Source organism: Lysinibacillus sphaericus (assembly GCF_015844675.1).
GTDB classification, from domain to species: Bacteria; Bacillota; Bacilli; order Bacillales_A; family Planococcaceae; genus Lysinibacillus; species Lysinibacillus sphaericus_E.
This window is the reverse complement of sequence record NZ_LDGC01000092.1, coordinates 156,334-172,257: the sequence shown is the minus strand read 5'-3', so window position 1 is coordinate 172,257 and position 15,924 is coordinate 156,334. Positions and strand designations below refer to the sequence as shown.

The window sequence follows — 15,924 nt, the reverse complement described above, 5'->3', positions numbered from 1 at the left end:
AACACCTCCTCAACCTATTTATTTCGTCGAATAAACGCTTCAAATTGTTCTCGCGTCCATGTATTCACAATCATATCCTTTTTCAACCATGCTCTGTTTGCGTAGCGTACTCCGATATCCATAAAGCGTAAATGAGCAATATCGTGGGCATCCGTATTGATTGCTACGGGCACGCCAGCTGTTAAAGCCATTTCTAAATGCTCAACACATAAATCAAGACGATATGGATTCGCATTTAACTCTAAAATTTTACCATATTCCTTCGCCCAAGCAATTAATTGCTCCATATCAGGATTATAGCCAGTACGATCCTCAATAATGCGGCCAGTTGGATGTGCAATCATATGAACATACGGATTTTGCATCGCCGTCAGTAAGCGCGCCATAATTTTGTCCTGCGATTGAGTAAAGCTAGAGTGAATAGAGGCAATGACGAAGTCTAACTCTCTCAGCACATCATCTTCAAAATCGAGTGAACCATCTGGCAAAATGTCCATTTCTGTCCCCGCATATAAATGGAAATCAGGATGTGCTTCATTAAATGCCTCAATTTCAGCACGTTGCTTTGTTAAACGTTCTGGCGTTAAACCATTTGCTACTTTTAAAAATTGTGAATGGTCAGTAATAACGCTATATTGATAGTCACGTGCTATTAATGCTTCGCCCATTTCAGCTACAGAGTATGCACCATCAGACCACGTCGTATGCATATGTAAATCTGCTTTAATATCTTCTAATTTCACAAGATGTTGAATGTCATCCGTTTTATCAAATTCCGTTGTTCCTGTGCGCAAGCTAGGTGGGATAAATGGTAAATCAAAATGCGCAAAAAATTCCGCTTCATCCTTAAACGTTAAAACAGCGCCATCCGCTTGTTCCACACCGTATTCACTAATCTTTTCACCACGGGCTTTTGCAATCTGACGCATGCGCACATTGTGATCTTTCGAGCCTGTGAAATGATGTAAGGCCGTTGCATATTCAGCGTCTCTCACTAATCGAAAATCTACACTTACAGGCTCTTCTAAATCTAAAATAACTGAAATCTTTGTATCACCAGCAGCTACTACTTCTTGTACAGAAAGCTCATTCAGTAGCTTTTCACGTACAGCCTCAACTGCTTCCGTTACAACAATAAAGTCAATATCTTTACTTGTCTCTGCTGCACAGCGGAAGCTTCCAGCAACAGAAAAACGCTCAACTTCTTCCATACTACCTAGAAGCGCTTCAATTTGTAAAACAACAGGCTCAAGCTGCCAAATCGGTAAACGTTCTGATCGATTTGATAAATTTGCAAGTTCTTTTAAAATTTTTTCTTCAGTTTTTGCCGCAAAGCCTGCTAGCTCACGAACTTTACAAGCTTCACAAGCGGCCTTTAAACTTTCGGCAGAATCAATCCCTAACTCTTGATGAAGCTTAGCTATTTTTTTACCACCTAAGCCTGGAAGTTTTAATAATGGCAGCAATCCTTTTGGTACAATGTCTTCTAATTCTTTTAATAAGCCCGATTCACCATTTGTTATTAAATCCTCAATAACAGCAGCTGTACCTTTACCTATACCTTTAAGCTTTGTTACATCCTCCATCTCACTCAATGAGCGCTCGTCTCCCTCAAGTGCAGCAGCAGCTTTCCGAAAGGCCGACACTTTGAATGGATTTTCCCCTTGTAATTCCATATACAACGCAATCTTTTCTAATGTGCGAATAATTGTTTTTTTGTTCATTGGGAATTCCTCCTATCGTAAAAACACTTCCCTCAAAACCGAGAGAAGTGCACAGTTTGCTATTGCATATAAATATACCACCAGTTTTGGAACATGCTCGTAATAATTGGGGTATGCTCCAAAATGAGACCACTTAACAACGACTTCGACATTAAGCTTTGGATAGAATCAACTGGCAATAAAGCAAGAATGTAAAGCAAGATAAACATAATTAAATAGTTTTCAATCATGCCTAACAATGCTCCAAGCCAACGATTCACTGTACCTAATACAGGTAAATACGCTATAAAATCAAAAATCGATGCTACAATTTGCATTGTAATTTTCACCGCAAAGAATATGACAGCAAATGCAATGACACGGTAAAAAGTTCGGTCTATATCCAGGCTATCAATGACTACTCCAAGACTACCTGAATCCGTTACCCCTGGATACGGGACCCAAAACACCATTTTTTGTGCTAATGGTTTATAATAGATATACGCAACAATTAGGGCAACTATAAAGCTAACGATATGCATCATCTGTACAATGAAACCACGCTTTGCTCCAACGATGAGCCCGGCTAATAGTACCGCTAATATGATTAGATCTAACATTCACTTCAACCCTTTAATTTTTTCACTTCTTCTTCTAATTGCTCCATTCGTTCTTTTAATAGTAAATAATCGTGAACGGTATTTACTGCTGTAAGAACGGCAAGTTTTGTGCTATCAAGAGAGGGATTATGTAAATTCATTTCGCGCATACGGTCATCAACAATAGAAGCGACAAGTCGCATATGTCCAATGGATTCAGAGCCGACCATTTTATATGTATGACCGTATATTTCCACAGAAATTTTATTCTTTTCTTGATTTTCCATAGTCGCACCCCCCTTTTTAATTTTTGTGCTCACGATTTTTCCGATTGTGAGCAACTTACACAAAAAAGCTATTTATTATCATACCATGAAAGGTATAAAATTGTGAACAACGAGGACAGAAAGGAACGAGGAAATGTCAAATATTGTACTTTCAATATCAACAAATATACAAAAAGAGGTGATGTCCTACTACGCAAATCATTTTGTAGAACGTAAAGCACCGGGAGTAATCTTTGCTGCAAAGCTCCCTGATACAGCCATTACGATGTACAAATCAGGAAAATTAATGTTCCAAGGGGGAGGCGCTGAACGAGAAGCTGCACGCTGGGGAGACGTAGAAGTAACAAACACACAGAAAACATCTTCGATTGGAGCAAAGGGTGACGCCCTGCCTGAAGGTTTTGCTACGATGTCGGTGCTAGGCTCAGATGAAACAGGTACTGGCGATTACTTTGGTCCAATTACAGTTGCAGCCGTATATGTCCCTTCATCAAAAATTGCGCTTATTAACGAACTTGGTGTCAAAGACTCCAAAATGCTAACAGATGATTACATGCGTAAAATAGCGCCTGATTTACGTGCAGCTTGCGTGCATAGTGTGCTTGTACTACGCAATGAAAAATACAACGAATTACAGTCACGAGGCTACTCACAAGGTAAAATGAAAGCTATGATGCACAATAAGGCACTTAAAAATACACTGTCAAAAATGGCTCCCGAAAAACCAGAACAGATCTTGATAGATCAGTTTGCGGAACGTGGCGTGTATTACAATTATTTAAAAAATGAACGAGAGATCGTACGAGATGATGTGCTATTTTCTACGAAGGCCGAGCAATTACATGTTTCAGTAGCAACTGCATCGATATTAGCTCGTGCGGCGTTTTTAAAAGAAATGGACCGACTGAGTGAGATTGCCGGGATAGAGTTGTTGAAGGGGGCTTCAGCAAAAGTAGATGCCTTAGTAGCTCGCATTTGGCGAAAACAAGGTGAGGAATTTTTACGTTGCATTACGAAATGGCATTTTGCGAATACTGAGAAAGCCAAAAGAATGAAATAAATTGGACTTATAAACAAAAAATTTCGCTATACTCCCGCAGATTACAAGTTTTATACAACTTGCTTTCTACTGAAGTTAGCGAAATTTTTTATATAAAAAACGGATCAAAAAGTTTTCGTTTCAACTTAATATTTGAATTGTTGAATCGTTTGTTGAAGATTTTCAGACATTTTAGCAAGTGTAGCAGCAGATACTGCGATTTCTTCCATAGAAGCAAGTTGCTCCTCAGTTGCAGCGGAAATATTTTGGGCACTTGCTGTAGTTTCATTCGTTTGTTCAAGCACACTTTCAATCCCGATCGTCACTTGATTGGCGTGTTGAGAGATAACTTTGGATGCTTCTGAAATTTGTCCTATTTCAGAAGTTACACTTTGTACATTCGTACGAATCTCTTCAAATGACTTTCCTGCCATATTTGTTATATCAATCCCCTTGACGACCTCAGCTGAACCAGCAGCCATTGATTCAACTGCTAGATTTGTATCTTCTTGAATTTGTGAAATAATATCCTTAATTTGCAGCGTGGATTGTGCAGATTGTTCAGCTAGCTTTCGTACCTCTTCAGCTACGACCGCAAAGCCTTTTCCTTGTTCACCCGCACGTGCAGCTTCAATTGCTGCGTTTAAAGCTAATAGGTTCGTTTGATCAGCAATTTGGGTTATAGCCTCAACAATGTGCTCAATCTCGTGAGAACGCTTGTCTAATGTTTGCACTGTATTTTCTAGTGCTTGTACAGTATTTTGAATCATGGTCATTTGTTGAACAGCTGTTTTAATAGTTTCATCACCGATCATAACAGCGTCCATAGCTTTATTAGACATATCACTTACTGCACCTGCTTTTGCAGAAATATGCTGAATAGATGATGACATTTCCAGCACAGCACTATTACCTTCACTAACAGTCTCTGCCTGCATATCAATCGTCTCAGCAAGTGTTTGAATGGAATCAACAATTTGTGATGTTGCTCGTTTATTCTCTGCAGTACTTGCAGTCAGCTCCTCTGAAGAATTGGCCAATAAATTTGATTCCTCACCAATATTACCAACTACTTCACGTAACGAAGAAATCATTTTATTAAAAATAGTAGCCAGTTTCCCAATTTCATCATTTCTTCTTATGTCGATAAAATTACGTAGATCGCCTTCACCTACTTGTTCAGCAACCGTAGATAGTTCTTTTAGTGGACGAATGATTGAGGCAATGATCATACCACCAATGATCCCACAAATAATTAAAGCAGTAACAATGACTGCTATTGTCGATTTTAAAATTGGCGCTGTGACAGCTGTTACATCCGCTACATCCATAACACCGATAATTTTCCACCCTGTTAGTTTATTAGTAGTGAAAAATACTTGATGCTCCTCGTCATTTTCCTGAATTGTAAAGCTACCTTCTTCTTTTCCTTGCATCTTTTCTATGTACGAATCTTTCAGCTTAGTTCCTACTTCAACATTCGGATCTGCTATCGTAAGATTATTGGCATTCACTAATGAGGCATAGCCACTTTTCCCAATCTCTACAGCATTTATGAGCTCCGCAATTTCGCCAAGTTTCAAATCTATGGAAACAACCCCGGATTTGTCACGCAATCCTGCCGCTACAGTTAAAGTTAAATCGCCTGAAATATTTGATTTATATGGGTCCATCACGACGCCTTTACCTGGCGACTCTATAGCCTTTAAATACCATGGCCGCAAAAATGGATTATAATCAGAAGGCATTTCATGATATGGATTTCGTAAAAAACCATGGCCTTCTAGAGTTAAAGCGACTACTGAAACACTATTATGTAAAGCATTGTATTTATCTAATTCCTTTAATGCAGCTGCATCTTGCCAATCCTTATTAAAATAGGCAGCCAAATATTCTGCATCACTTATGATTGGGGAAATTTCTTTTGTTACTAAAGTATTTATTAAATTGACATTCTCGCGAGATTTATCACTTAATTCGTTATAATATAAATTATCTGATTTCAAGTATGAGAATGTACCAATTGCAATACTTGGAATTAAGAGCGCCGTTGTAATCGCCCAGATTAACCGAGCACGCACAGATAAGTTTTTTCGTTTTCGATACTCTTTCAAAATCACTATCTCCTCTTCCTATTTTTTCTATCCAATTTATACTATACACATAATAAATAACCAAGATTTATTTTTTGTTATTTCAAAATATTATCAAAAACGCGAAATGTCAAAAAAGTACACAGTGGATGCTTACTCATAAAATATTAATACGTTCCCCTGACGGTCTTCCAACTAAAAAAGCTGCCTCATTACGAGACAGCTCACAAAAAAATTATTATCGGATTATTATTTAGCCTTAATATTTAAACTGTTTAATTGTTTGTTGTAGATTTTCAGACATTTTAGCAAGGGCATCGGCCGATGCGGCGATTTCTTCCATAGAAGCAAGCTGTTCCTCTGTTGCGGCAGATATATTTTGTGCATTTGCTGTATTTTCATTTGTTTGCTGAAGCACACTTTCAATTCCGATTGCCACTTGATTGGAGTGTTCAGAAATAACTTTTGCTGTCTCCGAAATTTCTCCTATTTCATAGGTTACGCTTTGTACATTATCATTTATTTCTTTGAATGACTTTCCTGCCATATTTGTTACTTCAATTCCCTTTACGACTTCAGCTGAGCCAGCAGTCATTGATTCAACTGCTAATTTTGTATCGGTTTGAATATAACCAATGATATCTTTTATTTGCATTGTTGATTGTGCGGATTGCTCTGCAAGCTTTCGTACCTCATCAGCAACAACTGCAAAACCTTTTCCATGCTCACCAGCACGAGCAGCTTCAATTGCAGCATTTAAAGCTAAAAGATTTGTTTGATCAGCAATTTGCGTAATTGCCTCTACAATACGCCCAATTTCATTTGAACGATCGCTTAATGTTTGTACCGTACTTTCCAGTTCCTGAACCGTACTTTGAATCATTTCCATTTGGCCAATTGCTGTTTGAATAGTTTTGTCTCCTATCATAACAGCTTCCATTGCTTTATTCGACATCTCATTAACCGTATCGGCCTTTACTGCAATTTGGTGAATCGATGAAGACATTTCAAGTACAGCGTTAGTGCTATCATTAATTGTTTCTGCTTGCACATCAACCGTTTCAGCAAATGTTTGAATGGAATTAACAATTTGTGATGTAGCTCGTTTATTTTCTGATGTACTTGCTGTAAGTTCCTCCGATGATGCAGCTAACTGATTTGATTCCTCACCAATGTTACCAACTACACCACGCAAAGATAGAATCATTTTATTGAATATATCCGCCAATTTACCTATCTCATCTTCTCTTTTAATTGCAATTAAATTGCGTAAATCACCGTCGCCTACCTGCTCAGCTACTGTTGACAACTTTTGTAATGGCTGAATGATTGATCTTATAATGAAGGCACCAATGATTCCAAATATGATAAGAGCAATAACAATGACTGTCATAGTGTTTGTTAAAATTGGTTTTGTGACAGTTGCTACATCTGCTAAATCCATAGTACCAACAATTTTCCAACCAGTTAGTTTATTGGTAGTAAAAAACACTTGATACTCTTTTCCATCTTCCTTAATGGTAAAACTACCCTCTTCTTTTCCTTGCATCTTTTCTATATATGACTTTTTGAGCTCCGATCCTACCTCTAACTGTGGATCAGCAATAATAAGATTATTGGCATTTACTAATGTAGCATAGCCATTATCACCAATTTCCACTGATTTCACTAGCTCGGAAATTCCGTCTAAATTTAGACCAATAGAAATAACTCCTGAACGATCCTGTAAACCAGCTGATACTGCTAATATTAATTCACCTGTAATCGTTGATTTATATGGATCAATCATAACGTTTTTGCCAGGTGATTCAATAGCCGTTAAGTACCATGGTCGCGTAAATGGATCATAATCAGTTGAAGATTCAGCGTGCGGTTCACGCATAAATTTGTGCCCCTCAATTGCCAAATTGACAACAGAGACGTTGCTATGTAAAGCATTATATTTTTCTAATTCCTTTAAAGCATCTGCATCTTGCACATTCTTATTAAAAGAAGCAGCTAAATATTCCACATCACTTTGAATAGGTGATATCTCCTTTGAGATTAGTGTATTTAATAAATCTACATTTTCACGTGAGCTTTCACTTAATTCCATATGATATTGATCAGAAGACTTCAAATACGAAAACGAACCAATAGCAATGCTGGGGATTAAAAGTGTTAAAGCAAACGCCCATATTAATCGGGCTCTCACGGAAAGGCCTCTTCTTTTTCGATGATTTTTCATAATAACTACCACTCCATAGTAAAATTTTCTATCCAAAACTTACTATACATATAATATGGATCAAAAATTTATTTTTTGTTTTTTCTAAATATTGAAGAAAAACTTAGATGTGAGAATTAGCTTAAAGTATCTTCTCTTCTTTTTTCTCATACTCCTGCGAAAACAACCTTATAACAGTCTAATATGTTAACAAAACAAAAAGCTGCCTCATTACGAGACAGCTCACAAAAAAATTATTCATTTAGCGTACTTCTGTGCCTTCAATTGTTGCAATAGCTTTTAACACTTTATTATGTGCTGCAACAACCTCTTCATCTGTTAATGTACGTTCTGGATCGAAGTATGTTAGGGAGAATGCCACTGATTTTTTACCAGCTTCCATTTTTTCACCTTCATATACGTCGAATACACGAACGTCTTTCAATAATTTCACGCCTGCAGAACGAATCGCAGTAACAACCTCACCAGCAGTTGTTGCACGGTTCATGATAAGCGCAATATCACGAGACATCGCTGGGAAACGAGGCACTGGTGTATAGGCAAGAGGCGCTTCTTTTGCATTAGCATTTAATAATGTTACGAGATTCATCTCCATTACATATGTGTCTTTTACACCCCATGCTTTTTGTTCTGCTGGATGTAATCCACCGATAATGCCGACTTGTTCACCATCAAAAAGAATGCTAGCAGTACGTCCTGGGTGTAATCCATCTACTTCAGCTTTCACAAATGAAATACGGCCTTCTAAACCAAGCTTATCGATAACACCTTCTACAATGCCTTTTAAGACGAAGAAATCTACTGCTTTTTTCTCACCCTGCCAAGCATGGTCAAGCCATTTTCCTGTTACTACTGCCGCCACATGCTCCTCCTCATATGGTAGCCCTTCTTCTGTTTGACCAAGGAATACTGAACCAATTTCATACAATGCCACATTGTCAGCCTTACGAGCAACATTATAAGCAGCAGCTTCAATTAAATGCGGGATAAGACTTTGGCGTAGAGTTGAACGGTCCTCGCTCATCGGCATTAGTAAACGTGTTACTGGCTCAGCTTTCAATGCAAAGCGTTGTGACAATGCCTCTGAAGTTAATGAGTAAGTAACAGCTTGGAAAAGACCTGCGCCTTCCATATAATTACGAACTACACGACGATTTGCTTGATATGGTGTTAGACGGCCTACTTGGTTTGCTCCCTCTGGTAAAGTCAGCGGAATTTCATCATAGCCGTATAGACGAGCAATTTCCTCTACTATATCTTCTTCAATTTTAATATCTTGACGACGTGTTGGTGCATCAACTATGAGTAAACCATTTGCTGCTTCTACACCAAATTTAAGTCGCTCTAAAATAGATAGCATATCTTCTAATGAAATTTTCATACCTAGACGTTCATTAATGAAATCTGGCGAAACGACAACACGTGCTGGTGTTTTATCTAGTTCGTCAACGATACACGTTCCTTCTAACACTTCACCACCAGCTAGTTCAGCTAGTAATGCAGCAGCGCGCTCTGCAGCAGGTAACACACGGTTAGGGTCTACACCCTTCTCAAAGCGAGCAGAAGCATCTGAACGAAGTCCAAGATGACGCGATGTTTGACGTACAGATAAGCCGTCGAAGTAAGCAGATTCGATTACAACTGTTGTTGTAGAATCATTTACTTCAGAGTTTGCACCGCCCATTACACCTGCAATAGCTACCGGCTCTTTGCCATTTGTAATGACTAAATCTGTAGCTTTTAATGTGCGTTCTTGCTCATCTAAAGTAGTAATTTTTTCGCCCTCTGTTGCTTTACGCACTACGATTTCACCTGTTGCTAGGCTATCGTAGTCAAAGGCATGAAGCGGTTGACCGTATTCCATTAAAATGTAGTTCGTTACATCGACAACGTTATTATGCGGGCGTACACCTGCTGCCATTAAGCGATTTTGTAGCCACATAGGTGATTCTGCGATTTTTACGTTTTTCACAACTTTTGCTACATACATTGGGTTTGCTTGTAAATCTTCCACTCGAAGCTTTAACATGTCTTCAGCTTTTTCAGAAGATGTGCTGTAGGCGATTTCTGGATACTTCACTTCTTCAGATAGAATTGCGCCAACCTCGTACGCTACACCTAGCATTGACAATGCATCTGAGCGGTTTGGTGTTAGGCCAAGCTCTAATACTGTGTCACGTAGACCTAAAATAGCAAGGGCATCTGAACCAACCTCAGCATCCTCCGGAAGCACATAAATCCCTTCAGAATATGCTTTAGGTACAAGTTTACCTTCGATTCCTACCTCTTGTAATGAACAAATCATACCGTTTGATTCATGTCCACGAAGTTTTGCTTTTTTTATTTTAATGCCGCCTGGTAAATGTGCACCTGGACGAGCGACAATTACTTTTTGACCAGCATCAACGTTTGGAGCACCACAAATAATTTGTTGTGGCTCAGCTTCACCAACATCCACTTGGCAAATATTTAATTTATCAGCTTCTGGATGTTTCTCTTTTGATACGACATAGCCGACAACAATTTTATCCATTCCGTTAGCACGGTCAATTACTGCATCTACTTCAATTCCAGAGCGCGTAATTTTTTCAGCTAACTGTTCAGACGTTAAATCCTGTGCACTTACATAATCTTTTAACCATTCTAATGATACTAACATTTTTTATCCTCCTTACGCCTCTGTTCGCTCAAATTGTGATAAGAAACGTGTGTCACTTGTATAGAAATGACGAATATCGTCGACACCATATTTCAACATTGCGATACGTTCAGCACCAATACCGAAAGCAAAGCCTGATACTTTCTTCGGATCATAGCCAGCCATTTCAAGTACATTTGGATGCACCATACCAGCTCCTAAAATTTCAATCCAGCCTGTACCTTTACATACGTTACAGCCAGAACCACCACATTTGAAGCAAGAAATATCCATTTCAACAGAAGGCTCTGTGAACGGGAAGAAGCTTGGGCGAAGTCGAATTTCGCGGTCTGCACCGAACATTTTCTTCGCTAATGTATCTAGCGTACCTTTAAGGTCACTCATGCGAATATTTTCACCAATCACTAATCCTTCAATTTGCATGAATTGGTGAGAGTGTGTAGCATCATCGTTGTCACGACGGAATACTTTCCCTGGGCAAATAATGCGAATCGATTCACCTTTTTTCTCTTCCATTGTGCGAGCTTGCACAGGAGATGTATGCGTACGTAATAATATTTCCTCGGAAATATAAAACGAATCTTGCATATCACGAGCAGGGTGTCCCTTCGGTAAATTCAGCGCCTCGAAGTTATAATAATCCTTCTCCACTTCCGGACCTTCTGCAATTTCATAGCCCATACCGATAAATAAATCTTCAATTTCTTCAATAACTCGTGTTAAAGGATGACGATTCCCAACTTTAATTTCACGACCAGGTAAAGTGACATCAATCGACTCACTCGCTAATTTTTCAGCAATTGCCGCTTCCTCTAGTACCGTAACCTTTTCCTCCAATACAGCAGTTACATTTTCACGAACTGTATTGACTAAGGCACCCATTTTCGGGCGCTCCTCAGCTGATAATTTCCCCATCCCCTTTAATAAATCAGTGATAGGTCCTTTTTTCCCTAGATATGCTACTCGCACATCATTTAATTCCTTTAAATTTGCTGCCGCTTCAATTTTAGCAAGTGCTTCTTGCTCTAATTGCTTTAATTGCTCTTCCATGTAATAAACCCTCCTTGATTAAATCAATTTCGCCTTGGCGTAATCGCGTCCGGATTTTAAATTGTGCCCAGGCCTGCAAGAATGCCGACACGATGTCGGTCATTTCGGTAATGCCATAGGACGTGGCGTTTTTACCGATGCAGGTCAGTCAGCCGTTTTCGCAGGATGCGAATATTTTAGGCTAACATCCTTAAATTCATTCCTTTGAAAATCCGTGACATCCGCCGGAGGCTTTATCTTCATTCAGTAGTTTTTTTAACACCAACTGAAAAGGAACCACATCCATATTTATCTCACCACCTTCAAAGGTGGGAGCCTTCTGTACCTGTCGCTACGCTTTCGGTACATAAAACATTTGTAGCTGACGTTTCACTTTCGCTCAAAAAGATTTGCTGAAAGAAGATAAATGCCGATACTTCAATGGCACAAAAAAACTCGCCCCTAAAAAAGGGACGAGGACATATTCGCGGTACCACCCTAGTTATTGCAAGGCAAACTCCTCACAATCACTTCATTGACATAACGACTTGATTAAAGCCGGCAAACCTTTACAGCATTTCGCTGGTCCCGGTAGCTGCTCGCGAGATGAATTCAAAACTGCATTGGTACGGCGCTGGCTCTCAATCTCCGGCCTACGCTCCCTGTTGTCCATTCACAATCTTTACTACTTCCCGGTCAAAGCATTTAGTATTCATATTTACATTTTACATGTGATTATACAATACTATACCAATTCAAATCAAGAGCTATGTACCTATTATCAGTGATATTGATAGCTCTATCTGCAATTTTAAGCTCATCACCAAGTTGTGGATGACATTTGTTAAAATATATGCCATGCCTTAGTTGATTGGAGTGGAGACTGGGCGACTCCTTGGGGATCAGCGATATAGAGGAACGAAGGCTAAAATCATCACATCCTGTGATAACGCCTTCGTGACCAACATCGTGCCGCTGCCGCTACGTTGCACTCACGCTTTCGCGCAAAAGACATCTGTTGGCCCGAGACCCTGGAGCGAGCAACGCGAGTGAAGCGGCTCTTCGGACGCCCCCAGGAAAGCGCCCAGTCGGAACGGAAATCAACCATTCGTCATGGTAATGAGCAGCAATTTTAACGATTTTACCATATTCTTTATATTACAGTTATGATTTCTTTGATTAACTACTTAACAAATCCATATAAAACGATTCCTGTTGCTACTGCTACGTTTAAAGACTCCGCTTGTCCCAAAATTGGAATAATCATATTTTGATCTGTCATTGAAAGTAGTTGTGGTTGAATGCCACTACCTTCATTCCCCATCATGATAGCGAATGCACCAGTATGTTCAATATCACTATAGACAACTGCATCCTCATCTAAAGCAGTACCAAATACCGGTACATCATTTTCTTGTAGCTGCTCAATCCATTTCTCTAAATCACCACGAAGGACAGGAATATGGAAATGTGATCCTTGTGCAGAGCGAAGCGTTTTAGGGTTATATAGATCAGCACAGCCCTTACCGAGAATTACTGCATCCAAACCAGCGGCATCCGCAGTACGAATCATCGTCCCAATATTCCCTGGATCTTGGACGGCATCAATTAGTAGCACCTTGCGCCATGAAGCCATTACATCATCTTTTAACAAAGGCTGTTTACAAACTGCAAATACACCTTGAGATGTCTCCGTTTCAGCAAACTCTTTGACAACAGCCGCTGTTACTTCTATTGTCGCTACATTATCGATCGGCCAAAGCATTGGTAAATCAACACCTTCACGTACAATTAGCTGCAGCACTTGCTCCTTATTTTTTAATGCTTCCTCCACCAAATGAAATCCCTCAACTATGAATTCTCCAGATCTTTCACGCTCTTTCCGTGTCGTCGCTAGTTTCTTCCAATATTTCACTAACGCATTTTGCGTAGATTCAATTTTTTTCATCGTTCCTCGTACCGCCTTTTTCCTATATAATGTTCATTATTATACAGTAGAAAACGACAATTACATAGTCATGCAAAAAACAGTTTAATTATCACTCCTCGATTTACCAATCATTGGAAAGTTAGCGTCCAGCCGGAACTAAAATCAACCCAAACGCTATGGAAATGAGCAATATTATTCCCTACTAGATAATGGGGGAATCCACTGAAATATGTTATAATTTTCATTATTTTAAGAATGCACAACGGGGATGAAAATAAATGAAAAAAAATGTACATGTAGTAGGTGCCATTATTGAAAATGAAAAGCATGAAATTTTTTGTGCGTTAAGAAATCCTAATATGATACTAGCAAATTATTGGGAATTTCCTGGTGGTAAAATCGAAGAGGGCGAATCACCTGAGCAAGCTTTAACTCGTGAAATATTAGAGGAATTTAATTGCTCTATACAAGTTGGTGAAAAGGTTGAGGATACCATTTATGAATACGAAAAATTTATAGTACGCTTAGAAACATTTAAAGCATCGATTTTACATGGAGAGCCGGTTCTACTTGAACATTCTGCCATTAGATGGGTTCCTCGACATGAACTTCTAAATCTTAATTTTGCTCCTGCTGATATTCCAGCGATAAATAAAATACTTGCAGAAAAGTAAGTAGTGATAAAGTGAATTTATTCAGTGGGATTTTCTTCATCTCCCACTGAGTGGTCGGCTTCATCAATCGAGCTTAAAGCAGGTAAAAGAGCAGCTATGCTTGTTTAATCTCTGCATACTGCTCTTTTTTGTTTTGACTTTCATATCAATTATGCCTCGGCATAATTGTGTCCGGAATCGGCCTTGTGCTTAGGCCTTCGTGATGGCCGATACGATTTCGGTAATGCCGCAGGACGTGGCGTTTTTACCGCTCCTTTCCGATTCCGCGACATCCGGAGGCATTAACTTCTTTCAGCAGATGTATTTGCTGAAAGAAGTTAATGCCATTTTCTATTTGGTGAAATACTTTGAGGAAAATTAAATACATTAAACGGATCGTATTTTCCCTTTACTTCTCTAAGCATTCTAAGATTACGACCATAATAGGCAGTTGGCCAATCTTTTATAAAACGATCTGGGAAATTCACATAATCACCAGTAGTGAACGGTGATAGAGCCCGCCTTAAATTCTCTACCCAATGAATATTTTTTTCTTCCTCTTTAGGCTTTTTCCACGATGTAATATACTCCTGAACAATTAAAGCATTTCTATAATAATAAGCTGTTCGACTTGATGCAATTTGACTTACTGCCCCTCTAAGCGATTGCTGCCAAATGGACGCATTTCTATTGGGTGCGTTAGATAAAAATTCTTTCATTTGTACAATGGCAGCATGAGGGAAGGGCCTTTCAATAAAAGATCCCGACCTTTTACGAAGAGCTGGTTTATTGCCGCTCGGTAAGTCAAAAAATTCTACAGCTTTAATATACGGTACTTCCTTTATCCATATGCTCGTTGGTGAACCTGTTTTTCTTATAGGTCGGAGTAGTTTCTTTAGCTCAGATGCTGTACCTATAAACTCACCTTGAGCTACAATTTCTCCAACTTCCTTAGATTTAAGCTCAATCTGTGAGGTCAAGCGTTCATCTGTATATGGTGCCCATTTTTGCCATGTGTCAAAGGCTCTTTCGAAATCTTCCCATCCCCATGTAATGGAGAAAATCGATACGTTAGAAATAGGATGCAGTTTAAATGTAAGCGCTGTAACGATGCCAAAATTCCCACCGCCCCCGCCACAACTCGCCCAAAATAAATCACTATTTCTCTGCTTGTCAGCTTGGATTACTTCAGCCCCTTCATGGCCACTTGCAACAACCATTTCGACTTCTAGTAGATTGTCGCATGTTAGCCCAAATGGACGAGATAGCATGCCAATCCCTCCACCAAGCGCCAAACCAACAACCCCTACACTACCTTCAGTTCCTGCCGGGATTGTAAAACCGTTTTCCCATAATACTCGATACACTTTTCCTAAATTAGCACCTGCTTCAATTCTCGCTGTCATATCTTTCTGATTAATTGTTATTTCATTCATTTCACTAACATCTATAACAAGGCCTTCATTTAATAATGAATAATTTTCATAGTTATGTCTCCCACTTCTGATTCGAAATGGTTCGTTATTTTCTCTCGCCCATCTTAATGCATGGATAACGTCTTTCGTCTTTTGACAAAATACAATGATACTCGGAAATTTAGGATCATTTAAATTATTATTTGTTCTTGCTTGCTCATAGTCCGGATCTTTGGGGGTAACTATTCTTCCTGTGAGCTTTACTTTCTTCAACATACAGCTCCTCTCTC

At 39.1% G+C, this 15,924-nt stretch carries 11 protein-coding genes; 2 read left to right on the top strand and 9 right to left on the bottom strand.

From position 1 onward, the window contains the following. Nucleotides 1-14: 14 nt before the first annotated feature. Genes polX through zapA form a run of 3 tightly spaced genes read right to left on the bottom strand, consistent with a single transcriptional unit; the run spans nt 15 to nt 2,589 of the window. Complete coding sequence (gene polX / locus ABE34_RS22940; RefSeq protein ID WP_197144739.1) at nt 15-1,724, bottom strand: DNA polymerase/3'-5' exonuclease PolX; 1,710 nt, start codon at nt 1,722-1,724, stop codon at nt 15-17. A 59-nt stretch (nt 1,725-1,783) separates the two neighbouring features. After that, nucleotides 1,784-2,323, bottom strand: a complete 540-nt coding sequence (locus ABE34_RS22935; protein WP_079563176.1) for a CvpA family protein — start codon at nt 2,321-2,323, stop codon at nt 1,784-1,786. Nucleotides 2,324-2,328: 5 nt separating this feature from the next. After that, complete coding sequence (gene zapA, locus ABE34_RS22930; RefSeq protein ID WP_197144738.1) at nt 2,329-2,589, bottom strand: cell division protein ZapA; 261 nt, start codon at nt 2,587-2,589, stop codon at nt 2,329-2,331. 133 nt (nt 2,590-2,722) lie between these two features. Here zapA and rnhC point away from each other — a divergent pair, with 133 nt between their 5' ends. Continuing rightward, nucleotides 2,723-3,649, top strand: a complete 927-nt coding sequence (gene rnhC, locus ABE34_RS22925) for a ribonuclease HIII (protein ID WP_197144737.1) — start codon at nt 2,723-2,725, stop codon at nt 3,647-3,649. Between the two features lie 125 nt (nt 3,650-3,774). Here the strand turns inward: rnhC and ABE34_RS22920 are convergent, their stop codons facing one another. The 5 genes from ABE34_RS22920 to ABE34_RS22900 form a co-directional block, all read right to left on the bottom strand. Continuing rightward, the gene (locus tag ABE34_RS22920; RefSeq protein WP_197144736.1) at nt 3,775-5,742 is read right to left on the bottom strand and encodes a methyl-accepting chemotaxis protein; all 1,968 of its coding nucleotides are present in this window, start codon (nt 5,740-5,742) and stop codon (nt 3,775-3,777) included. 238 nt (nt 5,743-5,980) lie between these two features. Further along, nucleotides 5,981-7,915 (bottom strand): methyl-accepting chemotaxis protein, encoded by a 1,935-nt coding sequence (locus tag ABE34_RS22915; protein WP_197144735.1) that lies wholly within the window; start codon nt 7,913-7,915, stop codon nt 5,981-5,983. Between the two features lie 274 nt (nt 7,916-8,189). Next, entirely contained in the window at nt 8,190-10,607 is a 2,418-nt protein-coding gene (gene pheT / locus ABE34_RS22910) for a phenylalanine--tRNA ligase subunit beta (protein WP_197144734.1), read from the bottom strand. A 12-nt stretch (nt 10,608-10,619) separates the two neighbouring features. Then, nucleotides 10,620-11,657 carry a phenylalanine--tRNA ligase subunit alpha gene (gene pheS / locus ABE34_RS22905; protein ID WP_197144733.1) on the bottom strand — a complete coding sequence of 346 codons (1,038 nt, stop codon included), beginning with the start codon at nt 11,655-11,657 and terminating at the stop codon, nt 10,620-10,622. Between the two features lie 1,162 nt (nt 11,658-12,819). Then, on the bottom strand, nt 12,820-13,584 hold the full coding sequence (locus ABE34_RS22900) for a TrmH family RNA methyltransferase (protein ID WP_197144732.1): 765 nt from the start codon (nt 13,582-13,584) through the stop codon (nt 12,820-12,822). 260 nt (nt 13,585-13,844) lie between these two features. On the opposite strand from ABE34_RS22900, the gene ABE34_RS22895 reads away from it, so the two are divergent. Continuing rightward, complete coding sequence (locus tag ABE34_RS22895) at nt 13,845-14,240, top strand: (deoxy)nucleoside triphosphate pyrophosphohydrolase (RefSeq protein WP_197144731.1); 396 nt, start codon at nt 13,845-13,847, stop codon at nt 14,238-14,240. Nucleotides 14,241-14,557: 317 nt separating this feature from the next. On the opposite strand, the gene ABE34_RS22890 is transcribed toward ABE34_RS22895, so the two are convergent. Beyond that, nucleotides 14,558-15,907 (bottom strand): FAD-binding oxidoreductase, encoded by a 1,350-nt coding sequence (locus ABE34_RS22890; RefSeq protein ID WP_197144864.1) that lies wholly within the window; start codon nt 15,905-15,907, stop codon nt 14,558-14,560. Between the last annotated feature and the right edge of the window lie 17 nt (nt 15,908-15,924).